General features: G+C 69.7%; 20 protein-coding genes. 13 read left to right on the forward strand and 7 right to left on the reverse strand.

The annotated features are described in order from the left end of the window. Nucleotides 1–102: 102 nt before the first annotated feature. Nucleotides 103–405, reverse strand: coding sequence for a hypothetical protein (locus AB6A69_RS05170; protein WP_371055727.1), 303 nt, complete (start codon nt 403–405; stop codon nt 103–105). A 104-nt stretch (nt 406–509) separates the two neighbouring features. On the opposite strand from AB6A69_RS05170, the gene AB6A69_RS05175 reads away from it, so the two are divergent. Further along, the gene (locus AB6A69_RS05175; protein ID WP_371059985.1) at nt 510–1100 is read left to right on the forward strand and encodes a TetR/AcrR family transcriptional regulator; all 591 of its coding nucleotides are present in this window, start codon (nt 510–512) and stop codon (nt 1098–1100) included. A gap of 45 nt (nt 1101–1145) precedes the next feature. Here AB6A69_RS05175 and AB6A69_RS05180 read toward each other — a convergent pair whose 3' ends face one another. After that, entirely contained in the window at nt 1146–2054 is a 909-nt protein-coding gene (locus AB6A69_RS05180) for a pirin family protein (protein ID WP_371039209.1), read from the reverse strand. A 167-nt stretch (nt 2055–2221) separates the two neighbouring features. Here AB6A69_RS05180 and AB6A69_RS05185 point away from each other — a divergent pair, with 167 nt between their 5' ends. After that, nucleotides 2222–2716 (forward strand): hypothetical protein, encoded by a 495-nt coding sequence (locus AB6A69_RS05185; protein WP_371059986.1) that lies wholly within the window; start codon nt 2222–2224, stop codon nt 2714–2716. 6 nt (nt 2717–2722) lie between these two features. On the opposite strand, the gene AB6A69_RS05190 is transcribed toward AB6A69_RS05185, so the two are convergent. The 3 genes from AB6A69_RS05190 to AB6A69_RS05200 are packed head-to-tail and all read right to left on the reverse strand — an operon-like array spanning nt 2723 to nt 5479. After that, nucleotides 2723–3277, reverse strand: coding sequence for a TadE/TadG family type IV pilus assembly protein (locus tag AB6A69_RS05190; RefSeq protein WP_371059987.1), 555 nt, complete (start codon nt 3275–3277; stop codon nt 2723–2725). 13 nt (nt 3278–3290) lie between these two features. Then, entirely contained in the window at nt 3291–3767 is a 477-nt protein-coding gene (locus tag AB6A69_RS05195) for a TadE/TadG family type IV pilus assembly protein (protein WP_371039206.1), read from the reverse strand. A 50-nt stretch (nt 3768–3817) separates the two neighbouring features. Continuing rightward, nucleotides 3818–5479 (reverse strand): pilus assembly protein TadG-related protein, encoded by a 1662-nt coding sequence (locus AB6A69_RS05200; RefSeq protein WP_371059988.1) that lies wholly within the window; start codon nt 5477–5479, stop codon nt 3818–3820. A 456-nt stretch (nt 5480–5935) separates the two neighbouring features. Between AB6A69_RS05200 and AB6A69_RS05205 the strand changes: the two genes are divergently transcribed. After that, entirely contained in the window at nt 5936–7369 is a 1434-nt protein-coding gene (locus AB6A69_RS05205) for a Glu/Leu/Phe/Val dehydrogenase (RefSeq protein WP_371059989.1), read from the forward strand. Nucleotides 7370–7381: 12 nt separating this feature from the next. Here AB6A69_RS05205 and AB6A69_RS05210 read toward each other — a convergent pair whose 3' ends face one another. Then, on the reverse strand, nt 7382–7858 hold the full coding sequence (locus tag AB6A69_RS05210; protein ID WP_371059990.1) for a hypothetical protein: 477 nt from the start codon (nt 7856–7858) through the stop codon (nt 7382–7384). A gap of 199 nt (nt 7859–8057) precedes the next feature. On the opposite strand from AB6A69_RS05210, the gene AB6A69_RS05215 reads away from it, so the two are divergent. The 10 genes from AB6A69_RS05215 (at nt 8058) to ribD (ending at nt 20014) form a co-directional block, all read left to right on the forward strand. Next, entirely contained in the window at nt 8058–9311 is a 1254-nt protein-coding gene (locus tag AB6A69_RS05215; protein WP_371055721.1) for a sarcosine oxidase subunit beta family protein, read from the forward strand. Nucleotides 9312–9407: 96 nt separating this feature from the next. Next, complete coding sequence (locus AB6A69_RS05220; protein ID WP_371039201.1) at nt 9408–9686, forward strand: sarcosine oxidase subunit delta; 279 nt, start codon at nt 9408–9410, stop codon at nt 9684–9686. Further along, nucleotides 9683–12622: a sarcosine oxidase subunit alpha family protein gene (locus tag AB6A69_RS05225; protein WP_371059991.1), complete on the forward strand. Its 2940-nt coding sequence runs from the start codon at nt 9683–9685 to the stop codon at nt 12620–12622. Before AB6A69_RS05220 ends, AB6A69_RS05225 begins: the two co-directional genes overlap by 4 nt. Further along, nucleotides 12615–13166, forward strand: coding sequence for a sarcosine oxidase subunit gamma (locus tag AB6A69_RS05230; RefSeq protein WP_371059992.1), 552 nt, complete (start codon nt 12615–12617; stop codon nt 13164–13166). Before AB6A69_RS05225 ends, AB6A69_RS05230 begins: the two co-directional genes overlap by 8 nt. A gap of 53 nt (nt 13167–13219) precedes the next feature. Next, nucleotides 13220–13519, forward strand: coding sequence for a hypothetical protein (locus AB6A69_RS05235; RefSeq protein WP_371055718.1), 300 nt, complete (start codon nt 13220–13222; stop codon nt 13517–13519). Nucleotides 13520–13598: 79 nt separating this feature from the next. Beyond that, nucleotides 13599–15545 carry a DNA primase gene (dnaG, locus tag AB6A69_RS05240; RefSeq protein ID WP_371059993.1) on the forward strand — a complete coding sequence of 649 codons (1947 nt, stop codon included), beginning with the start codon at nt 13599–13601 and terminating at the stop codon, nt 15543–15545. A gap of 111 nt (nt 15546–15656) precedes the next feature. Further along, nucleotides 15657–17663, forward strand: coding sequence for an RNA polymerase sigma factor RpoD (gene rpoD, locus AB6A69_RS05245; protein WP_371059994.1), 2007 nt, complete (start codon nt 15657–15659; stop codon nt 17661–17663). A gap of 1 nt (nt 17664) precedes the next feature. After that, nucleotides 17665–17952: an HlyU family transcriptional regulator gene (locus AB6A69_RS05250; RefSeq protein WP_371059995.1), complete on the forward strand. Its 288-nt coding sequence runs from the start codon at nt 17665–17667 to the stop codon at nt 17950–17952. Nucleotides 17953–18443: 491 nt separating this feature from the next. After that, nucleotides 18444–18923 (forward strand): transcriptional regulator NrdR, encoded by a 480-nt coding sequence (gene nrdR, locus AB6A69_RS05255; RefSeq protein WP_371039194.1) that lies wholly within the window; start codon nt 18444–18446, stop codon nt 18921–18923. Continuing rightward, nucleotides 18920–20014 (forward strand): bifunctional diaminohydroxyphosphoribosylaminopyrimidine deaminase/5-amino-6-(5-phosphoribosylamino)uracil reductase RibD, encoded by a 1095-nt coding sequence (gene ribD / locus AB6A69_RS05260; RefSeq protein WP_371059996.1) that lies wholly within the window; start codon nt 18920–18922, stop codon nt 20012–20014. The genes nrdR and ribD overlap by 4 nt, the downstream gene beginning before the upstream one ends. A 33-nt stretch (nt 20015–20047) precedes the next feature. Here the strand turns inward: ribD and AB6A69_RS05265 are convergent, their stop codons facing one another. Beyond that, entirely contained in the window at nt 20048–22087 is a 2040-nt protein-coding gene (locus AB6A69_RS05265) for a capsular polysaccharide biosynthesis protein (protein ID WP_371059997.1), read from the reverse strand. Nucleotides 22088–22090 lie beyond the last annotated feature (3 nt).

Consider the following 22090-nt stretch of genomic DNA (forward strand, 5'->3'; position numbering starts at 1 on the left):
GGCTGGCTCCTTTCGGGTGGGGACGTTCCTGGTACGCTTCCGGCGCGATCTATCCCGATCGCCGCGGGCGTGCAACGCCAAGCCGCCGCGCGGCGCTTACGCCTACTCCGCGCGAAGCGCGTCGGCCCGCAGGCGCAGCGTGTCCGCCCGCGCCGAGAGCGCCGCGGCCTCGCTGCCCGTGTCGGTGCGCGCCCGGGCCTGCAACGCCGCCGCCTGCAGCGACAGACGCTCCGCCGCCTCCGGCGTGGCGCGGGGCGGGCGGTCCGGGCCGAGCACCTCCTCGATGGGCAGAAGCCGGGGGTAGGGCGCGTTCGCCACGTCCGGCGCGACCGCCGCGTCAAGGTCCGGGAACTGCGTGCAGGCGGCGAGCGCGGTCAGGGCGAGCATGAAGAGGCGAGGGCGCATCGGGCGGCTTTCCGGCTGGGTCTGTCACCCTCTTGCCTCAGGGCGCGCGGGGCTGGCAAGCGCGGCGGTTGATCTGAACGGGCGTTCAGTAAATCCTGCCACCCATGGCACGCACGGCAGGATCGCATGCGGGGGTGACCGGCCCGAGGATGCGCGCGGCCGCGTTGAAGCTTTTCGCGCGCCACGGCTACGCGGCGGTCTCGATGCGCCGGATCGCCGCCGAGGTGGGTGTTCAGGCCGGGGCGCTCTACAGCTACACGCCCGACAAGCAGACGCTGCTCTTCTCGCTTCTCGAAAATCACATGGAAGAGTTGCTGGCGGCGCGCATGGCGCTGCCCGCCTCGGGCCCCGCGCTCGCGCGGCTCGAGGCGTTCACCCGGTTTCACATCCGGTTCCACCTCGAGCGCCCCGAGGCGGTCTTCATCTCCTACATGGAGCTTCGCAATCTGGAGCCGGAGAATTTCGCCGTGATCGAGGGGCTACGGCGGGATTACGAGACCTTTCTGGAAACCATTCTGCGCGATGGCGATGCCGAGGGCGTTTTCGCGGTGCCCGACACCAAGATCGCCGCGCTCGCCCTCATCGCCATGCTGAACGGCGTGAACACCTGGTATCGCGCGGACGGCCGGCTCTCGCTTGCCGAGGTGGAGGCGATCCACTGGGACATGGTGCGCAAGGCGGTCGCGGCGGCCTGACCGATCCGGGGCCGGGCCGCGCCCTGGCCCGATCCCGGCGCGCGGTCAGTCGGCCCGGATGAAGGTGCCGTTCCGCAACTCGGTCACGGCCTGCAGGATCTCCTCGCGGGTGTTCATCACGATCGGCCCATGCCAGGCGACGGGTTCGCGGATCGGCGCGCCCGAGATCAGCAGGAAGCGGATGCCCTCCGGCCCGGCCTGCACCGTCACCTCGTCGCCGGTGCCGAAGCGCACGAGAGTGCGGTCGCCCGACAGGTCGCGGATGTTCACTTCCTGGCCGGCGATCTCCTTCTCGAGCAGCACGCCCGCGGGCTGGCTCGCGTCGGCGAAGACGCCCGCGCCGTGAAACACGTAGGCGAAGGCGCGGCGGTAGGTGTCGATGCGGAACGTCTTCTTCACGCCCGCGGGCACGAAGATGTCGAGATATTGCGGCTCCGCCGCGATGCCGTCCACCGGGCCGGTCCTGCCCCAGAACTCGCCCACGATCACCTTCACGCGCGTGCCGTCATCGTCGATCACCTCGGGAATGTCGGTGCCTTTCACGTCCTGATAGCGGGGCGCGGTCATCTTCAGCGACGACGGCAGGTTCGCCCAGAGCTGGAAGCCGTGCATCTGACCCGCCGCGTTTCCCTTCGGCATCTCCTGGTGCAGGATGCCCGACCCGGCGGTCATCCACTGCACGTCGCCCGCGCCGAGCGAGCCGACATTGCCGAGGCTGTCGCCGTGATCGACCGTGCCCTCGAGCACATAGGTGATCGTCTCGATGCCGCGGTGCGGGTGCCAGGGAAAGCCGCGCTGATAGTGCTCGGGCACATCGTTGCGGAAGTCGTCGAAAAGCAGGAACGGGTCGAGCTCCGATGGATCCTGGAAACCGAAGGCGCGGTGCAGGTGCACGCCCGCGCCTTCAAGCGTCGGCTGCGCGCGGCGGGTCTCGACGGTCGGTCTGAGTGACATGGCGCTCTCTCCGGATTGATGTGACATCACGGCAGATAAGGGGCGTCGCGTCCGCGAGCAACGCGGGGGGCGAGAGGGCCGGTGTGCGGCACCGCACAGTCGCCGGCCCCTCGCCATCGCCGCGTGCCCGCGCTAGACCACGCGTCGAACCAGCGGACGGGGCAGGCATGAGCGAGCGGGATGAGCGGCACGACAGTGTGGAGGTGCGGCTTGCGCCCTCGCCGGGGCGGCGGTGGTTCGGGCTGGGCGTGACCTACGCTCTCGGCGCGCTTCTGCTTTACCTCGCGCTCGCGGCGCCGCCCGCGCCGGCCTGGCAGGTCTTTCTCGTCTTCGCGGCGGGAGCCGCGCTCTGGACCGGCGAGAAGATGCGCCGCGCGACGTCGGGCGCGGTGGAACTGACCGCCCAGGGGTTGCGTGATACGGACGGCACGCTGATCGCCCGCCTGGACGAGATCGAGGGACTGGATCGCGGGATGTTCGCCTTCAAGCCGTCCGGTGGCTTTCTTCTGCGCCTTGCCGCGCCGCGAAGCCCCCGGGTCTGGCGCCCGGGCCTGTGGTGGCGCACCGGCCGCCGGGTCGGCGTGGGCGGCATGACCTCACGCGCAGAGGCCCGCGCGATGGCGGACCTCATTTCGCTCAGGCTGGCAAAGCGGGATCGCTGAGCCTGCTCAGCTGTCCGACCAAACGAGTTGCGGCGCGAAACGCGGGCGCGTGAAGACGAAGGTCTCGAACTGCTGCTGGCCGATACCGACCCTGAAGAGCGGATTGTAGTCGGCCCAGGTCTGCACCAGGATGATCTGTTCTTCATCGACCATCGACGGCAGGACGCCGTCCCAATCCGCGACCTGATCCGGCGTCAGTTCGCCGGCCCCGCCGCGCGATTGGGACCAGCGCAGGTCGTAGCTTTGGGTGTCCTCGTCCCAGCGCACGACCGAGACGCGGACGCCCGGGTTTTCGAGCTCCCCGTCGGTCAGCATGTCGAAAAGCGTCAGCGTGTTGTCGAGGTAGGTCGGCGTGATCTCCAGCGTCTCGCGCGAGAGCATGTCGCCGATCGTGAAGGCGGCCTTGTGGGTGACGCTGTTCTGCCGGAACATGTCGAAGAAGACGTAGGTGGCCGAGAATGCCCAGAGAATGATGGGCATCAGGATCACCGCTTCCACGGTCAGGCTGCCTCGCGTCTCGTCGAGGAAGCAGCGAAGGCGATCGCGCCAAAGTGTCATCATCCCGCCATACTCCTCAGGGTTCCTGCACGAAGGCAGAGCTCACGACGAGCGCGACGTCGCCCGATGCGTCGGACGCCATGTTCTGGCCGAGCCAGCTTGCGGGCGTGAGCGGCGCGAATTTCAGGCAGGCGCGCAGCAGCATCAGTTCGTTCGACTTGCCCGGCGTCCACTCGCGCAGCGGGTTCACCTCTTCCGACCGGTCCACGCAGTCCGGCTTGTCGGGCAGGGATTGCCAGGCGCGCATGTCGTTGGGCACCATCTCGAGCTTCAGCGCGTTGGTGCAGTCCGGAATGATCGCCGCGTTGTCGCAGATGCTCTGCCGAAGATCCGAGTATTGCGGCGGCGCACCGGTGCTCAGCCGCAGATCGCGCACCGCCATGTCGAGACCGCGCTCGAGCATGGCGTGGCGCATCGTGATGATCCCCAGCTCGATCGTCGCGTAGAGGATCATCATGAACAGCGGCATCCAGATCGCGAACTCGATGGTCATGAACCCATCCTCGCGCCCGAGCCATCGCGCCAGCCGGGACTTGCCGCGTCTCATTGGGTAAGCCTCAGCTGGTTGATCTGGCTCGCGATCGCGACGAAGGCGTCGGAGATTTCAAGGCCGTCGACGTCGAAGTAGTGGCTGGGCGAGGAGGCGCAGTTCCGCATCTCCGTTCGGGCGTTGCTCGGCGCCTCGAACGAGATCGTGTAGACCGTCACGCCGTTGTCCTTGGCGAAGTTGCAGAGCGCGTAGAACCGCGAGAGGTTCGTCGAGCGCGAGGACAGTTGTTCGCGCTTGGAACTGGACTGGTTCTGAAGTTCGACGGTGGCATTGTCGGGGTTCATCGGCTCGGTCGGGCGGTACTGGTCGGTGATCTGACCGTCGGTCATGAGGACGATCACCTTGCGCCAGCCTTCCGCGTTCCAGTCGGACGGACGATCCGTGAAGTCGGCCGGCACCTGCCCGTGGCCCGCGAGATGCGTGAAGGCCGGGCGCGTGGCCGGGTCGAGCAGCGAGAGACCCCACTTCAACGCATAGTGGGTCCCCGTGCCGTCATGCATCCGGATGTCCCGGATGAAGCCACGCAGCGAACTCTCGTCGTTCTGCGCATACTGGATGCGGGTATCGTCCTCGGGGCACCAGCCCCAGTCCATCACGTTCGCGGCGATGTCCCAGTACATGAAGTGCGGCACCTGGCCCAGGCCGGTCTGCGGCAGGCCCGAATGCGTAAAGTCCGCCGATTCAAGTTCCAGGCAGGAGGAGACGTTCGGGAACTGGTTGGCGAAGAAGTCCGAGTAGCTGAGTTCTAGGTCGACGTCGCGGAAATCGGTCGGGCCGCTGTCGGGCGCGGCCGTGCCGCCCTCCTCGTAGGCGTAGTACTCGGTGGCCTGACGTCCGCCCTTGATAGAAACGCCGACGGTCATGCGGCTTTGATCCAGGTCCGGCGCCTGCGAGGCGATGTAGGACCGCGCGAGGTGGAAGAAATCGTCGAGGTCGTTGCTGATATGCGTTCCGGTGCCGCTGTCCGGGAAACCGTCGATCTTCACCGCGAAGTCGTCCTCGTCGACCGTTCCGAACGGCTCTTCCGTGTCGTAGTAGAACACGACGTTCGAGATGTCCTGCGCCCATTCCGGGAAGTGGTCCGCCCCGGTTTCGTGGTAACGGACGCCGTTCAGGTAATCGAACATCACCGGGCCGGGGTTCGTCTGCCCGGCATAGGGAACGACGTTGACCGAGGTCGTGTCCGCCGCGTTACCGCGCAGCACCGTGCTGATGAACTCCTCCGCCGCCGGCTTGAGGTTGTCCATGCGATTGTTGTAGCGCATGGAGCCCGAGATATCGAGAATGAGCGAGATCTCGATGTTGGGGATCTCCTCCTCCGCGGTGCCGACGGCCGGGGCGCTGAGGTAGTCGATGCCGAGCATGTCGATGAAGAGCGTCCTGGTCTGGCTCGACGCGTCTGCCGATACGGAGCGGAAATTCAGGCCATCCGTCACCGCAGTCTCGGCGAGGAAGTCCCCCATTCCGGACTTGTCGAAATAGCTTTGCACGACGCCCTTGGGCGAGAGCGTCTGATCGAGGTCGGCCGCGGCCAGCACGGCCCGGTCGAGCGTGGCCTGAAGGCGCGTGCGCTTCATCTCGTTGAGCATGAAGTCGACGCCGATCCCCGCGACCATGAGCATCATGAGGAACATGTAGATCGACCAGATCGCCATCCCGCCGCGTTCGTCCCGGCCGAAGCGGCCGAAGCACCGCGCGATCGCTGTTTCACTCCTGGACGACGCCTTGCGGCACGCGTCCAGGAAACGCTGCCCTCGTGCCAATTCCACCATGATCGCTACCCTTGCCAAGCCCCCAGCCCAGCGCGCAGACTTCCTTATTACTCTGAAAAGTGGCAGAAATTGGACGACACCGCGCCACTTCGGGCGTCATTGCGCTGCAATTGCGCTGCAAAGGTTAACAAATCCGGCGTTCCCGCTGGAAACTCCGGGGTGCGGAAACGATCCCGCCGGGCGACACCCGAATCGTTTCTGCAAGTCCGCGCGGCAAAGGCCGGCAAAAAATCCCTCGCATCCGGACGCGCGGGCATCCTACGGTCGGCGGAAAAGAGCGGCACGACTCGGGCGCGATGCGCGGGGACTGCCATGAACCGCCAGGGGAGGACAGTGAAAATGACGGCGCCGATTCGCGAACCGAGCTTCCGCGAGAGCGTGGACCTGATGTTCAACCGGGCGGTGGCGCTCATGGACCTGCCGCCCGGTCTCGAGGAGAAGATCCGCGTCTGCAACGCCACCTATACCGTGCGCTTTGGCGTGCGCCTGCGCGGGCAGATCCAGACCTTCACCGGGTACCGGTCGGTGCATTCGGAGCACATGGAGCCCGTGAAGGGCGGCATCCGCTATTCCCTCGCGGTGAACCAGGACGAGGTCGAGGCGCTGGCCGCGCTGATGACCTACAAATGCGCGCTGGTGGAGGCGCCGTTCGGCGGCTCCAAGGGCGGGCTCTGCATCGATCCGCGCGAATACGAGGAGGACGAGCTGGAGCGGATCACCCGCCGCTTCGCCTACGAACTCATCAAGCGCGACCTGATCAACCCCGCGCAGAACGTGCCGGCACCCGACATGGGCACCAGCGAGCGCGAGATGTCCTGGATCGCGGACCAGTACAACCGGATGAACACCACCGACATCAACGCGCGCGCCTGCGTCACCGGCAAGCCGCTCGACGGCGGGGGAATCGCCGGCCGGGTGGAGGCCACCGGACGCGGCGTGCAATACGCGCTGCGCGAGTTCTTCCGCCATCCCGAGGACGTCGCCAAGGCCGGGCTCGAGGGCGGGCTGGACGGCAAGCGCGTGATCGTGCAGGGCCTCGGCAACGTTGGCTACCACGCCGCCAGCTTCCTGTCCGGCGAGGACGGCTGCCGCATCACCGGGATCGTCGAGCGGGACGGCGCGCTCTACAATCCCGCCGGGCTCGACGTGGATGCGGTGCGGGCGTGGATCCTCAAGCATGGCGGCGTCACGGGGTTCCCCGATGCCACGCACACCGCCGAGGGCGCGACGCTGCTCGAGACGGAGTGCGACATCCTGATCCCCGCGGCGCTCGAGGGCGTGATCAACATGGGCAACGCCGAGCGGATCAAGGCACCGCTCATCATCGAGGCGGCGAACGGTCCGGTGACAGCGGGCGCGGACGACATCCTGCGCCAGAAGGGCTGCGTCATCATCCCCGACATGTACGCCAATGCCGGCGGCGTCACGGTCAGCTATTTCGAGTGGGTCAAGAACCTCAGCCACATCCGCTTCGGCCGGATGCAGCGCAGGCAGGAAGAGGCGCGTCACGAACTCATCGTGCGCGAGCTCGAGCGGCTCGACCACATGCTGGGCGACGCCTGGAACCTGTCGCCCGATTTCAAGAAACGGTATCTGCGCGGTGCCGACGAGCAGGAACTCGTCCGCTCGGGGCTCGACGACACGATGCGCACCGCCTACCAGAAGATGCGCGAGGTCTGGCACGCCCGCGAGGACGTGCAGGACCTGCGGACCGCCGCCTACCTGGTGTCGATCGACCGCGTGGCCGCGAGCTATCGCGCCAAGGGGCTCTAGGCCGGCGGCGCGTCAGCCGGTCATGGTGTCGCAGAACGTGGCGATCTCGGTGGCTGCGGAATTCTTTCCGACGCGGCCCTCGGGAAGGTGAAGCGTCGCGGCCGGCCGCCGCCGGGCCTCGGCCGCCATCTGACTGAAGGCGCCATCGGGGCGCTTCGCAGCACCGCTGGTGATCACGAGGCCGATCCGGTCGGGCAGGGCGGGCCGCGTGTCGAGCCATCGCGACATCGGCAGCGCGGGCTTTCCGACCCAGAGCGGGGCCGCCAGCACGGCCCAGTCCGCGCTGCCGGGGTCGAGCGCGTCGGGCGCTTCCACGGGCGTGGCCGTTCCGAAGACGGTGCGCATGCTCCAGACCACGAAGGCCAGCGGGCCGGGCCCCGGTCCCGGCGCCGCAAGCTGGTGCAGCGGCGCGCCGGTGAGCTCCGCGATCCGCTCGCAGACCTTCCGCGTCTTCCCGCCCAGCGAGTAGCACACGACGATACCGCCCATGATCCCCCCGTCCCGGTTGCGATCCTGCCCAGAATGCAGGCACGAGACGGCGTGTGCATTGATGTCGCGCAACGCGCAGTCGCGGATCGGCCCCGATTTGTCGAAAAGCGATTGGGCAGACCTGTTGCCCCATTGCTATCAAGGGGCCGAGTTGGTTCAGTCGGGCGGGCCGGCGGTGCGGCGCGCGAAGGAGCGGATGATGCGGTTTTCGGGGTTCCGGGTTTTCCGGGAGGGCCTTGCAGGCAATCGGGGCTGGGCGCCGCACTGGCGCGACCCCGAGCCGAAGCCGGAGTACGATATCGTCATCGTCGGCGGTGGCGGCCATGGCCTGGCCACCGCGTACTACCTGGCCAAGGAGCATGGCCTGACCAACGTGGCGGTGCTCGAGAAGGGCTACATCGGCGGCGGGAACGTGGGCCGGAACACGACCATCGTGCGCGCCAACTACTTCCTGCCGGGAAACTCGGAATTCTACTCGCATTCCCTCAAGCTCTGGGAAGGGCTGGAGGACGAGTTGAACTACAACGTGATGCACTCGCAGCGCGGGCTCATCAATCTCTTCCACTCGGACGGCCAGCGCGACGCCTTCGCCCGCCGCGGCAACGCGATGATCAACCAGGGCGACGACGCGATCCTGCTCGACCGCGAAGGCGTGCGCAAACACCTGCCCTACCTTGATTTCGACAACACCCGCTTTCCGATCTACGGCGGCCTGCTGCACCCGCGCGGCGGCACCGCGCGTCACGACGCCGTGGCGTGGGGCTACGCCCGCGGCGCGGACCGGCGCGGCGTGGACCTGATCCAGAACTGCGAGGTGACGGGCATCGACATCGAGGGCGGCCGCGTGACCGGCGTTCAGACCACCCGTGGGGCGATCCGCGCCAAGAAGCTGGGCATCGTCGTCGCCGGACGCTCGAGCCAGGTCGCCGCGATGGCCGGGCTGCGCCTGCCGATCGAAAGCCACATCCTGCAGGCCTTCGTCACCGAGGGGCTGAAGCCCGTGATCGACCACGTCGTGAGCTTCGGCATGGGGCACTTCTACATCAGCCAGTCCGACAAGGGCGGGCTGGTGTTCGGCGGCGACCTCGACTTCTACGCCTCCTACGCGGCGCGGGGGAACCTGCCCATGGTGGAGCACGTGATGGAGGCGGGCATGACGCTGATGCCGATGATCGGCAAGGCGCGGGTTCTGCGCAGCTGGGGCGGCATCATGGACATGACGCCCGACGGCTCGCCGATCATCGACAAGGCGCCGGTGGAGGGGCTCTACCTCAATTGCGGCTGGTGCTACGGCGGCTTCAAGGCGGTGCCGGGCTCGGGCTTCTCCTTCGCGCACCTGATGGCCACCGACCGGCACCACGCGCCGGCGGCGGGCTACCGCCTCGACCGGTTCCGGACCGGGCAGGGGCTGATGGACGAAGAGGGCACGGGCTCTCAGCACAATCTGCACTGAGGGGCGGACGATGCGGCATGCTTCGGGCGCGAGAGTTGCGGTGACGGGCGGGCGGACGGCGGTGCGGCCCGCGAACGGCGAAGGGATGACGGGCCGATGCGCATAGACTGCCCCCTCTGCGGCGCGCGCGACCTGCGCGAGTTCACCTACAAGGGCGCGGCGGTGGCGCTTGACCGGCCCGCGCCGGACGCGGGCGCGGAGGCATGGGACGACTACCTGCACAACCGCGAGAACCCGGCCGGGCGCACCCGCGACCTCTGGTATCACGAGGCGGGCTGCGCCGCGTGGCTCGTGGTCGAGCGGGACACGCGCACGCACGAGGTTTTCTCCGCCGCGCTCGCCCGCGACGTGACAGCCGGGGAGGGCGCGGCATGAGGGTCGCCGGGGCAGGACGCAACGCGGAGGCGCCCGCGGTCTCCTTCCGCTTCGACGGGGTGGACTATCGCGGCCGCGCGGGCGAGCCGCTGTCGGCCGCGCTGCTCGGGAACGGGATCCGCCTGATCGGGCGCAGCTTCAAGTATCACCGCCCGCGCGGCGTGCTGACCGCCGGCTCGGAGGAGCCCAACGCGCTGGTGACGATCGGCCGGGGCGCCGCGGCGGAGCCCAACATCCGCGCCACCATGCAGGAGCTCTACGAGGGGCTCGAGGCGCGCAGCCAGAACCGCTGGCCGTCGCTTTCGTGGGATCTGCTGAGCGTCAACGACCTCTTCGCGCCCTTCCTGGGCGCGGGCTTCTACTACAAGACTTTCATGTGGCCCCGGAGCTTCTGGGAGAATCTTTACGAGCCCGCGATCCGCCGCGCGGCCGGACTCGGCGCGCTCTCGCGCGCGCACAATCCCGACCGCTACGAGAAGGCCTTCGCGTTCTGCGATCTGCTGGTGATCGGGGCGGGGCCGGCAGGGCTGATGGCGGCGCTTGCCGCGGGGCGCGCGGGCGCGGACGTGATCCTCGCCGACGAGAACGCAGAGATGGGCGGCCGCCTTCTCGCCGAGACGGAGGAGGTTGGCGGCCAGCCGGCCCACGGCTGGGCGCGCGAGGTCCTGGCCGAGCTTGCCGCGATGGACAATGTGCGGCTGATGCCGCGCACCACCGTGACGGGCGCCTACGACCAGGGCACCTACGGCGCGCTCGAACGGCTGGCGAGCCACCGCGCCGACCCGCCCGCAACGCTGCCGCAGGAGTGTTTCTGGCGGATCGTGGCAAAGCGCGCGATCCTCGCGGCGGGCGCGCTCGAACGTCCGGTCGCCTTCGCGAACAACGACCGCCCCGGCATCATGACCGCCTCGGCGGTGCGCGCCTACCTCAACCGCTGGGGCGTCGCGGCGGGCCGCTCCGTCGTCGTCTTCGGCAACAACGATGACGCCCACCGAACCGTGCGCGACCTGCAGGCCGCGGGTGTGCACGTGGCCGCGCTGGTGGACAGCCGCACCGACGCGCGCGGCCCCGAGGGCGTGCGCGTCTTTCGCGGCGCGACGGTCTGCGGCACCGACGGCGACAGGGATGGCCTCGAGTCCGTCACGATCCGGCTGGAGAACGGCCGCATCGAGCGCATCCGGACGCAGTGCCTGGCCATGTCGGGGGGCTGGAACCCGTCGGTTCACCTGACCTGCCACATGAACGGCCACCCGGTCTGGCGCGACGACATCGCCGCCTTCGTGCCGGCCGAGGGCGCGGTGCCGGGGCTCGTCCCCGCAGGCGCCTGCGCGGGCGATTTCTCCACCCACGGCTGTCTCGCGGGCGGGCTGCGGACTGCGGCCGGCGCGCTTGCCGATCTCGGATGGCAGCTTCCCGACATCCCGCTGCCCGAGGCCGAGGACGCGCCGTACCGGCTGCGGCCGCTCTGGGCGGTGCCGGGCAAGGGGCGCGCCTGGCTCGATTTCCAGAACGACGTGACGGTGAAGGACGTGAAGCTCGCGGCGCAGGAGAACTACCGCTCCGTCGAGCACATGAAGCGCTACACCACCCAGGGCATGGCGCCCGACCAGGGCAAGAACTCCAACGTCGCCGCGCTGGCCGTCCTTGCCGACGCGACCGGGCGCGGCATCCCCGAGACCGGCACCACGACCTTCCGCCCGCCCTTCGTGCCCGTCTCCATCGCCGCGATGGGCGCGGGCGCGCAGGACAAGGGCTTCGCGCCCGAGCGTTTCACCACGAGCCACCGCGCGAGCCTCGAGCGGGGCGCGCCAATGATCGAGGCGGGGCTCTGGTACCGGCCGAGCTACTTCCCGCAGCCGGGCGAGACCGGCTGGCATCCCGCCTGTGCGCGCGAGGTGACGATGGTGCGCGAGGCGGTGGGCGTGGCGGACGTCTCCACCCTGGGCAAGATCGACATCCAGGGGTCCGACGCCGCGGCCTTCCTCGACTTCGTCTACGCCAACACCTTCTCGACGCTGAAGGAGGGGCGGGTCCGCTACGGGCTCATGCTGCGCGAGGACGGCCACGTCATGGACGACGGCACCACCGCGCGGCTCGGTGAGACGCACTACCTGATGACCACCACCACCGCGGCGGCGGGGGAGGTGATGCGCCACCTCGAATTCGTGCACCAGGGTCTGCGGCCCGAGCTCGACGTGCGCTTCGTCTCGGTGACGGAGCAGTGGGCGCAGTTCGCCGTGGCCGGCCCGCGGGCGGCGGAACTCCTCGACGGGATCGTCGATGGCGGCCTCGACAGCGACGCCTTCCCCTTCATGGGATGCGGGCCGGTCTCCGTGCTGGGCGTGGCGGGGCGGCTCTTCCGCATCTCCTTCTCGGGCGAGCAGGGCTACGAGGTCGCGGTGCCCGCGCGATACGGCGACGCGCTCTTCCGCACGCTGGTGGCCCGTGCAGAGGCGCTGGGCGGCGGGCCCTACGGGATGGAGGCGCTCAACGTGCTCCGGATCGAGAAGGGCTTCATCACCCATGCCGAGATCCACGGGCGCACCACCGCCTTCGACATCGGCATGGCGCGGATGGTGAGCGCGAAGAAGGACTGCGTGGGCAAGGCCGCCTCCGAGCGGCCGGGCCTCGTCGGCGATCACCGCGAACAACTCGTCGGGCTGCGCCCGCTCGATGCGGCGCGCCCGCTCGGGGCCGGTGCGCATCTTTTCGAGGAGGGCGCGGCGCCCGTGCGCGAGAATTCCCAGGGCTATGTCACCTCCGTGGGGCCGTCGCCCACCTTCGGCTGCTGGCTGGGGCTCGGCTTCCTGCGCAACGGCCGCGCGCGGCATGGCGAGACGGTGATGATGGTGGACCACCTGCGCGGGCGGCGCGTGGCCTGCCGGGTGCAGGACCCCGTCCAGTTCGACCCTGAAGGAGAGCGGATCCGTGGCTGAATTGCCTCCCCTCACGCCCTGCGACGGGCTTCTGCCGGTGGAAACGGGCCGCCTGCGCCTGACCGAGGTGACGCCGGGGCACATCACCTCGCTCATGCCCGGGCCTGGCGGCGCGGCGGCGCTGGGCAAAGCGCTCGAGACGGCGCATGGTCTCGGCTGGCCCGATCCGGGCCGCGCCGTTCTGGGGGCGGACGCCGCCGTGGTCTGGACGGGCCACGACCAGGCGATGCTCATGGGCCCTGTGCCCGACGCGTCGCTTGCCGAGCACGCCGCGCTCACCGACCAGTCCGACGCCTGGGCTGTGGTGACACTTTCCGGGGCGGACGGGCCGGAGGCGCTCGCGCGGCTCGTGCCGGTCGACCTGCGGCCCTCCGCCTTCCCGGAGGGCTTTGCCGCGCGCACGCTTCTCGGCCACATGAACGTGAGCCTCGTGCGGACCGGGCCCGAGGCGATCCGGATCATGGCGTTCCGCTCCATGGCGCGGACGCTCGTTCACGAGCTTCGCCAGGCGATGGAAGGCATCGCGGCCCGCCGCGCCGGGTGACAGGCGGGGGCCCGCGCGTTATGTCCTGACGGGACGCATCCCGAGGAGGTTCCATGACCCGCCTGACCCTGACTGTCGCCGCCGCGCTTTTCACCCCCCTGGCCGCCGCCGCGCAAACCGGTCCGGAGGACTGTGCCGCACAGGCGAGCATCGTCGCCGCGGCGGTGGAGCAGCGAAGCGCGGGAGAGGCGCCCGAGGCCGCCACGCAGGCCGTGGCCGGCGCGCTCGAAGGCCGGGCCGAGGCCTATGCAGAGGCGGTGCCGCTCATCGTGGAATGGGTCTGGTCGCTTCCCGAGGGGCAGCTCGGCGCCGACGTGGCCGACACCTACGAGGCCGCCTGCCGGAACCAGTGACCCCGAACGGCCGCGGCGCTGCCTGATCCTTTCACGGGCGACGCTGGACAGAGGCGCCCGTGCGGCCGATATTCGGGCCATGAGCCTGCCCCCCGGATTCCTCGACGAATTGCGCACCCGCACCAGCCTCGCGCAGGTCGTGGGCCGCAAGGTTCTGTGGGACAACCGGAAATCGAACCAGGCCAAGGGCGACATGTGGGCGCCGTGCCCGTTCCACCAGGAAAAGACGGCCAGTTTCCACGTCGACGACCGCAAGGGCTTCTACTATTGCTTCGGCTGTCACGCGAAGGGCGATGCCATCTCCTTCGTCCGCGAGACGGAAAACGTCGATTTCATGGAGGCCGTCGAGATCCTCGCCCGCGAGGCGGGCTTGCCGATGCCCGCCCGTGACCCGAAGGCGAAGGAGAAGGCCGACCGCAACGCCGAGCTCGCCGACGTGATGGAGCAGGCGGTGCGGCATTTCCGGCTCCAGCTCTCCACCGGCGCGGCGGCCGAGGCGCGGGCCTATCTCGCCCGCCGCGGCCTCGACGACGCGGCGCTGTCGCGTTTCGAGATCGGCTTCGCGCCGGACGCGCGCCAAGGGCTTTACCGTCATCTCCGGGACAAGGGGGTGGCGGACGACCTGATCGTGGAAGCCGGGCTTTGCGCCAGGCCCGACGATGGCGGCGCGCCCTACGATCGCTTCCGCGACCGCATCGTCTTTCCGATCCGCGATCCGCGGGGACGTGCCATCGCCCTGGGCGGGCGGGCGATGTCCCCGCAAGCCCGCGCGAAATACCTCAACTCTCCCGCGACGCCCCTCTTCGACAAGTCGCGCAACCTCTACAACCACGCCCCCGCGCGCGAGGCGGCGGGCAAGGGGCAGCCGCTCGTCGTGGCCGAGGGCTACATGGACGTGATCGCACTCGTCACCCACGGGTTCGAGGCGGCGGTGGCGCCGCTCGGAACGGCGATCACGGAAACCCAGCTGGGGCTTTTGTGGCGGATCGCGGACGAACCGGTGGTCGCGCTCGACGGCGACCGCGCCGGGCTTCAGGCCGCCTATCGCCTGATCGATCTCGCGCTGCCGCTTCTGGAGGCGGGCAAGGGGCTGCGCTTCGCGTTGATGCCGCCGGGGCAGGATCCGGACGATCTGCTGCGCGCGCAGGGGCCGGCCGCGCTGCGCAAGCTCCTCGACGAGGCGCTGCCGATGGTGCGCCTGCTCTGGCGGCGCGAGACCGAGGGCCGCTCGCTCGACAGCCCCGAGCGCAGGGCCGCGCTCGACAAGGCGCTGCGCGCCGCGGTGGGCCGCATCCGGGATCCGTCGATCCGCACGCATTACGGCGAGGCCTTCCGGTCCCTGCGTTGGGAGCTTTTCCGCCCGGCGCGGCAAGGATTCGGCGGGCGCGTACGCCCTGGCAGCGGCCAGCGATCCCTGTCGCCGATGTCCAGCACGCGGCAGTCGCTGCTGGTCTCGGCCGGGGACGAGGTGACGGGGCATCTGCGCGAGGCGGTGATTCTGGCCACGCTGCTGGCCCATCCCGCGCTGATCGAGGAGGTGGCCGCACCGCTCGAGGCGCTGGAGTGCCGAGACCCCGATCACGACGCGCTGCGCACGGCGCTGCTTGCCCGCCCTGATGCCGACGCGGCGGAGTTGCGCGCGGCGATCGAGGCGACGCTCGGGACAGAGCCCCTTGAAAGGCTGGCCGCCACGGACCATGTGGCGGTAACGCCGTGTCTGCGCCGGCCGGGGGATGTGGAGCTGGCGCGCCAGACACTGTCGGAGGAGTTCGCAAAGCTCGATGCGATTCGCGGGCTGCAGATGGAGATCCGGGAAGCGGAAGAGGATCTGGCGCAGGTGGCCGACGAGACGCTGACATGGCGGCTTGGCCAGGCGGCGGAAGCCAACCACCGCGCCACGCGCATTGGACATGAGGACAAGGTCGAGTATGAAACTGGCCCAAACGGCGCCCGCGTCAGCCGAGCCGAACGAGACACGCTTCGGGCGCTGCTCGACAGCATTGCGGACAGCAAGGGCCGCAAGTGAGGTCGGGCCACGACAGCCCGCGAAAAACCGACCTGCGCGGGGTGTCCGAATCGCCGCGCCGCGCTATTGATTCGCGTTAACCGAATCGACCCTGTCAGCCGGGAGATCTGAATGGCCGCCAAGGATACCGACGACCGCAAGCCCGAGGACCAGGATCAGGAGGCCGCCCTGACGCTCGACATGAGCCAGGCAGCGGTCAAGAAGATGATCGGCGAGGCGCGCGAGCGCGGCTACATCACTTACGACCAGCTCAACCAGGTTCTGCCGCCCGACCAGGTCTCGTCCGAGCAGATCGAGGACGTGATGTCGATGCTCTCTGAGATGGGAATCAACATCATCGAGGAGGAAGAGGTCGAGGAGGACGACGACAAGGGTTCGACCGATCTGGTGCAGGCGTCGACCTCCAAGGACGTGGCCGTGGCCGGGTCCGATAGCGAGAAGCTCGATCGCACCGACGACCCGGTGCGCATGTATCTGCGCGAGATGGGGTCGGTCGAACTGCTGTCGCGCGAGGGCGAGATCGCCATCGCCAAGCGGATCGAGGCCGGCCGCAACACGATGATCGCGGGGCTGTGCGAGAGCCCGCTGACCTTCCAGGCCATCACGATCTGGCGGGACGAACTTCTGTCCGAGGACATTCTGCTTCGTGACGTCATCGACCTCGAGACGACCTTCGGAAACCAGCTCGGTGACGAGGAGGCGGACGCCCCCGTGGTCGACAGCGGGACCGTGGCGGCCCAGCCTCAACCCCAGGCGCAGCGCGCGCAATCCGAGGAGCAGCCCGAACTCGACGCCGACGGCAACCCGATCGCGCGCGAGGACGAGGACGACGAGGAAGAGCAGGCCAACATGTCGCTGGCCGCGATGGAGGCGGCGCTGAAGCCGCGCGTGCTCGAGACGCTCGACCGTATCGCCGAGGATTTCGAGAAGCTGCGTCACATGCAGGACGCGCGCATCTCGGCGACGCTGAACGAGGACGGCGCCTTCAGCGACACCGAAGAGACCGCCTATCAGACCCTTCGCGCCGAGATCGTGCAGCTGGTCAACTCGCTGCACCTGCACAACAACCGCATCGAGGCGCTGGTCGACCAGCTTTACGGCATCAACCGCCGGATCATGTCCATCGACAGCGCGATGGTGAAGCTCGCCGACCAGGCGCGGATCAACCGGCGCGACTTCATCGACGCCTATCGCGGCTACGAACTCGATCCCACCTGGCTCGAGCGTATCTCGCAGAAACCCGGCCGTGGCTGGCAATCCTTCCTGGAGCGCTCCGCCGACAAGGCGGCCGAGTTGCGCGCCGACATGGCGCAGGTGGGCCAGTATGTCGGCCTCGACATCTCGGAATTCCGCCGCATCGTGGCGCAGGTCCAGAAAGGCGAGAAGGAGGCCCGGCAGGCCAAGAAGGAGATGGTGGAGGCGAACCTGCGCCTCGTGATCTCCATCGCCAAGAAATACACCAACCGCGGCTTGCAGTTCCTCGACCTGATCCAGGAAGGCAACATCGGCCTGATGAAGGCCGTGGACAAGTTCGAGTATCGCCGCGGCTACAAGTTCTCGACCTACGCGACCTGGTGGATACGCCAGGCGATCACCCGCTCGATCGCGGACCAGGCACGCACCATCCGCATCCCCGTGCACATGATCGAGACGATCAACAAGCTGGTGCGCACCTCGCGCCAGATGCTGCACGAGATCGGCCGCGAGCCCACGCCGGAGGAGCTGGCGGAAAAGCTCCAGATGCCGCTCGAGAAGGTCCGCAAGGTGATGAAGATCGCCAAGGAGCCGATCTCCCTCGAAACGCCCATCGGCGACGAGGAGGACAGCCAGCTCGGCGATTTCATCGAGGACAAGAACGCGGTCCTGCCCCTCGACGCCGCGATCCAGGACAACCTGCGCGAGACGACGACGCGGGTGCTGTCCTCGCTCACCCCGCGCGAGGAACGGGTGCTGCGCATGCGCTTCGGCATCGGGATGAACACCGACCACACGCTCGAGGAGGTCGGCCAGCAGTTCTCGGTCACCCGAGAGCGCATCCGCCAGATCGAGGCCAAGGCGCTGCGCAAGCTCAAGCATCCGAGCCGCTCGCGCAAGCTGCGCTCGTTCCTGGATCAGTAGCATGTTCATCCTGTCGCGTCTCTTCGGCGGCGGCGCGCCCGAGCCCCGGCCCGAAGTCGGGCCCGAGCCGGTGGAGCATGACGGCTTCCGCATCTTCGCGGAGCCCGTGCGCGACGACGCCGGGTGGCGCGTCGGCGCGCGCATCGAGAGAGAGGTGGACGGCGAGGTGAAGGTGCACCGGATGATCCGGGCCGACACCATCGAGAACGAGGACACCGCGCGCGACGCCTCGCTTCGCAAGGCCCGGATGCTGATCGACCAGCAGGGCATGCGCATCTTCGACAGCTGAGACCGGCCCGCGCCGCCTCGTCTGAGCGTGTCGCGTGTCGGTGATCCGCGCACGGCGCGCCTCCTTGCTGCGGGTGGCGCACCGTCCTTTGATGTCTTCGACAAGGAGTTCCCCGGGCAGGCGGGCCCGCCAATTTCGGGCCGGGCCTTGTTTTCTTGCGCGCGCCAGATCGACGACGGGGCCGCGGGCGGGGCCTCGCGCGGCCGAGTTCCGCCAAATCGTCGAAGGTCTGCCGGGCGGCGACGCCTCGATGCCGAGGGGCGTCCGGCGCGCGATCGCGCGCTCGCGGGCTCATGGCGGGACGCCGCCGGGAAAGGTCGCGCGCGACGTCGGCCCCGCGCCGGAGGGGCGCGATTGCAACGGCCCGGAAAGGAGATATGGCGCGTCCTGTTTTGGGCTACCCGCGATCTGGCGGCCTGCCTATAGTGATAGTGTCGAACTGGAGGAAACACCCCAGAGGCAGAGGCAGAGACAACCGAGGGGGATGGCCCATGCGCTGCCCGTTTTGTGGAAACATCGACACGCAGGTGAAGGACTCGCGGCCCGCAGAGGATCACGTCTCGATCCGGCGGCGACGGTTCTGCCCGGCCTGCGGGGGTCGGTTCACCACCTATGAGCGGGTGCAGCTTCGCGACCTGGTGGTCATCAAGTCGAACGGGCGGCGCGAGGATTTCGACCGCGACAAGCTCGAACGCTCGATCCGCATCGCCCTGCAGAAACGCCCGATCGATCCCGAGCGCGTGGACCAGATGATCAGCGGGATCGTCCGCCGCCTGGAGAGCATGGGCGAGACGGACATCCCCTCCAAGGTGATCGGTGAGATCGTGATGGAAACGCTGGCGCGGATCGACACCGTGGCCTATGTGCGCTTCGCTTCCGTCTACAAGAACTTCCAGGCGGTCGAGGACTTCGAGGACTTCATGTCCGAGCTGCGTCCGAAGATGGGCGCGGAGGTCGAAGACAAGTCATGACCGGGGGCGACGCCCGCTGGATGCGCGTGGCGCTCACGCTCGGGCGGCGCGGCCAGGGGCACGTGTGGCCGAACCCGGCGGTGGGGTGCATCATCGTCCGGGACGGCCGTGTGGTGGGGCGCGGCTGGACCCGGCCCGGCGGCCGCCCCCATGCCGAGACCGAGGCGCTGGCAGAGGCCGGGGCCGCGGCGCAGGGTGCCACGGCCTACGTCACGCTGGAGCCTTGCGCCCATGAGGGCCGCACGCCGCCTTGCGCGCTTGCCCTTGCCGACGCGGGGGTGGCGCGCGTGGTCGCGCCTCTGACGGATCCCGATCCGCGCGTCGCGGGGCAGGGGTTCGAGGCGTTGCGCCGCCGCGGCGTGGAGGTCACGACGGGTGTCCTGGCCGAGGCCGCGGGCGCCGATCATGCGGGTTTCTTCCGCCGGGTGGAGCAGGGGCGCCCCCTCGTCACGCTGAAACTCGCCGCGTCCTTCGACGGGCGCATCGCCACCGCGACGGGCGAGAGCCGCTGGATCACCGGTGCCGCTGCGCGGCGCTGGGTGCACGGGATGCGCGCCCGCCACGACGCGGTGATGGTGGGGGCGGGCACGGCGCGGGCCGACGATCCCGCGCTGACGGTCCGGGGGCTTGGCGTCGCCCATGAGCCGGTGCGGGTCGTGGTGTCGCGCCGGCTCGATCTGCCGCTCATGGGCCAGCTTGCGCAGACCGCGCGGGACGTGCCGGTCTGGGTCTGTCATGGCGCGGATGCGGACGCCCAGCTCGTGCGCGCCTGGGGCGGGTTGGGCGCGCGGCTGCTGCCTTGCGCGGTGTCGGGCGGGCAGCTCGATCCCCATGCCGTGCTGCAGGCCCTGGGGCGCGAGGGGATCACGCGCGTCTTCTGCGAAGGCGGCGGCGCGCTCGCGGCCTCGCTGCTCGCGGCCGATCTGGTGGACGTGCTGGCCGGGGTGACAGCGGGCGTCGCGCTCGGCGCGGAGGGTCAGCCGGTCTTCGGCGCACTGGGCGTGGAGCGGCTGGAGGACGCGCCGCGCTTTCGCCTCATGGAGACGCGCGCCCTCGGCGCCGATGTCCTGCATGTCTGGCAGAAACCCTGAGCCCGACGCCGCCGCCGCCGTCGGCCCGCCTGGCTAACCGCGCCAGAGGCGGGCCTGCCCCGCGAAGAGCCCCTGCAGCTTCGAGAGGGTCCGCAGGGCGGGGCCGGAACGCGGACCGGGCCCCCCAGACAGGCGGTCGAGCGCCACCTCCGGCGGGCAGGGCCGTCCGGTGACGGGATCGTGGTATCGCGGGTAGGCGATGAGCGCGGCGTGCACCAGCCCGTCGAGGGACACGCGCGCACGCCGCCGCGGCGGCACGGGGCCGAGATCGCGGGTCAGCCCCCAGCCCGCGTAGAACGGCGCGCCCAGCGTCACGACAGGCACGCCCCGCAGCAGCGCCTCGAATCCCAGGCCGGAGGTGAGCGTCCAGACCTCGTCCACCCCGGCCAGAAGCGCGGCGGGGTCGGCGTGCTCCAGCACCGCGTCGGCGATCTCGTGCGCCGCCTCCGGCGCCAGCTCGCCCGGCCGAAGGCCCGCCTCCACGTCCGGGTGCGGCTTGTAGAGCAGGACCGCGTCCGGGTTCGCCTCCCGCGTGGCGCGAAGCAGCTCGAGGTTGGTGCACAGCGCTCCGGCCCCGGCCCTGACGGAGGCGTCGTCCTCGACCTGCCCGGGCACGAGGATGCGCCGGCCGTCCGGCAGTGCGGGGCGCGCCTCGCCGAGATTGTATTTCGAAAGGCCCGCGGCCACCAGCCGCCTGCGCAAGCGCTCGGCCCGGGCAAGCTCGTCGGGGCGAAGATCGGCCGAGGCCGCGATCAGCCGTTCGAGCCGGCTTTCGCGGCCGGGATCGTAGTAGATCCCCAGATCGTCGGTGACGAGCGACAGCGGCGGCACCAGCTCGGCCCCGAGCCCGCGCGAGCGCAGGAACCCGTCTTCCACCTGTACCGCATCTTCGGGAAGCACGTCCGCCCGGCTCGCCCACACCATGAGGCGGCGGCCGTCCTGTCGGGCCCGCGGCGCGGCGCGGCCCGGGTCGTCCTCGAAGACGACGCCGCGCGGCCCGCCGAAGAAGGCGTTCACCGCGGGACGTTTCCAAAGGCGGATGCCCGAGGCGACCCAGCCCCTGCGGTCCTCGCGCCACGCGCGCGCCGCCGCCTCGAACGCGTCGAGCGCCTCTTCGGGCGTCGCGCGGCGGTCGCGGAAGGGATCGAACCAGACCGGGTAGAGAACGAGCGCCGCCGCGGCGAGTTGGGCGCGGGTGAGCCTGCGCTCCCGGCGGGGCACCGGACGGTCGTCCTCGGTCAGGCCCCAGCCCGCGTAGAAGGGCTGTCCGAAGACGCGCGGGCGGTGGCCGGCGAAGATCGCCTCGAACCCCAGCTGCGAGGAGACCGTGTAGACCCCGACCGCGCCCTCCAGAAGGACCCAGGTCGAGATCGGTTCGTCGTGAAGCGTCACGCGCCCGCGCGCATCCTCGTCGAAGAAGTGGCCCAGCCGTCGTCCCTCCCGCGTTTCGGGATGGGTCTTGACGATCACCCGCGCGCCTGGGTGCTCTTCCTGCGCGAAGGCGAGCATCTCGAGGAACCGCCTGCGGTCGGCCCCGCTTGCCCGCACGGACGCGTCGCCGGCAAGCTGGTCCACGACGAGCACGTAGCCTGGCGGGGGTGGCGCGATGCCGGGATCGACGGCGGCATATTTCGTGAGATGCGCGCCGCGCAGGCGGGCCACGATGTCGCGGGCTCGTGAAAGCAGCGCCGCGTCGTCCAGCGGATGCGTGGCGAGCAGCGTCTCGAGGTCGGACGGCACGGACGGGTCGAAATGCACGCCCGAACGGTCGAGCAGCAGCCCCAGCGGCGCCTCGCCGCCCGAGCGCCCCGGATGGAGCGAGCGCAGGAACGCGTCCTCGATCCGAAGAAGCCCCGCGCCCCGCCGCCGCGCCACGGCCTCGCCGCGCCGCGCGGTGGGGCTTTGCCCCCAGACGGCCACCAGATCGTCCGGCCCGGGAAGGCCCGTGGTGACGCGGTACCCGGCCGCCGCCAGGATGCGCCGGAGCGCGGGCCGGCGCAGGAAGCCGCCGTTATAAACGAAAAGGCGCCGGGGAGCGGTCTCCCCGGCGCCGGGCGTGTGCGCCTGCGGCATGTC

This window comes from Rhodosalinus sp. 5P4 (genome assembly GCF_041365695.1).
Classification (GTDB): Bacteria; Pseudomonadota; Alphaproteobacteria; order Rhodobacterales; family Rhodobacteraceae; genus Rhodosalinus.

What these genes read in the sequence shown, in the direction of transcription:
- AB6A69_RS05170 (WP_371055727.1), bottom strand. Translation starts at nt 405, where the DNA reads ATGCGCCCTCGCCTCTTCATGCTCGCCCTGACCGCGCTCGCCGCCTGC.
- AB6A69_RS05175 (WP_371059985.1), top strand. Translation starts at nt 510, where the DNA reads ATGGCACGCACGGCAGGATCGCATGCGGGGGTGACCGGCCCGAGGATG.
- AB6A69_RS05180 (WP_371039209.1), bottom strand. Translation starts at nt 2,054, where the DNA reads ATGTCACTCAGACCGACCGTCGAGACCCGCCGCGCGCAGCCGACGCTT.
- AB6A69_RS05185 (WP_371059986.1), top strand. Translation starts at nt 2,222, where the DNA reads ATGAGCGAGCGGGATGAGCGGCACGACAGTGTGGAGGTGCGGCTTGCG.
- AB6A69_RS05190 (WP_371059987.1), bottom strand. Translation starts at nt 3,277, where the DNA reads ATGATGACACTTTGGCGCGATCGCCTTCGCTGCTTCCTCGACGAGACG.
- AB6A69_RS05195 (WP_371039206.1), bottom strand. Translation starts at nt 3,767, where the DNA reads ATGACCATCGAGTTCGCGATCTGGATGCCGCTGTTCATGATGATCCTC.
- AB6A69_RS05200 (WP_371059988.1), bottom strand. Translation starts at nt 5,479, where the DNA reads ATGGCGATCTGGTCGATCTACATGTTCCTCATGATGCTCATGGTCGCG.
- AB6A69_RS05205 (WP_371059989.1), top strand. Translation starts at nt 5,936, where the DNA reads ATGACGGCGCCGATTCGCGAACCGAGCTTCCGCGAGAGCGTGGACCTG.
- AB6A69_RS05210 (WP_371059990.1), bottom strand. Translation starts at nt 7,858, where the DNA reads ATGGGCGGTATCGTCGTGTGCTACTCGCTGGGCGGGAAGACGCGGAAG.
- AB6A69_RS05215 (WP_371055721.1), top strand. Translation starts at nt 8,058, where the DNA reads ATGCGGTTTTCGGGGTTCCGGGTTTTCCGGGAGGGCCTTGCAGGCAAT.
- AB6A69_RS05220 (WP_371039201.1), top strand. Translation starts at nt 9,408, where the DNA reads ATGCGCATAGACTGCCCCCTCTGCGGCGCGCGCGACCTGCGCGAGTTC.
- AB6A69_RS05225 (WP_371059991.1), top strand. Translation starts at nt 9,683, where the DNA reads ATGAGGGTCGCCGGGGCAGGACGCAACGCGGAGGCGCCCGCGGTCTCC.
- AB6A69_RS05235 (WP_371055718.1), top strand. Translation starts at nt 13,220, where the DNA reads ATGACCCGCCTGACCCTGACTGTCGCCGCCGCGCTTTTCACCCCCCTG.
- dnaG (WP_371059993.1), top strand. Translation starts at nt 13,599, where the DNA reads ATGAGCCTGCCCCCCGGATTCCTCGACGAATTGCGCACCCGCACCAGC.
- rpoD (WP_371059994.1), top strand. Translation starts at nt 15,657, where the DNA reads ATGGCCGCCAAGGATACCGACGACCGCAAGCCCGAGGACCAGGATCAG.
- AB6A69_RS05250 (WP_371059995.1), top strand. Translation starts at nt 17,665, where the DNA reads ATGTTCATCCTGTCGCGTCTCTTCGGCGGCGGCGCGCCCGAGCCCCGG.
- nrdR (WP_371039194.1), top strand. Translation starts at nt 18,444, where the DNA reads ATGCGCTGCCCGTTTTGTGGAAACATCGACACGCAGGTGAAGGACTCG.
- ribD (WP_371059996.1), top strand. Translation starts at nt 18,920, where the DNA reads ATGACCGGGGGCGACGCCCGCTGGATGCGCGTGGCGCTCACGCTCGGG.
- AB6A69_RS05265 (WP_371059997.1), bottom strand. Translation starts at nt 22,087, where the DNA reads ATGCCGCAGGCGCACACGCCCGGCGCCGGGGAGACCGCTCCCCGGCGC.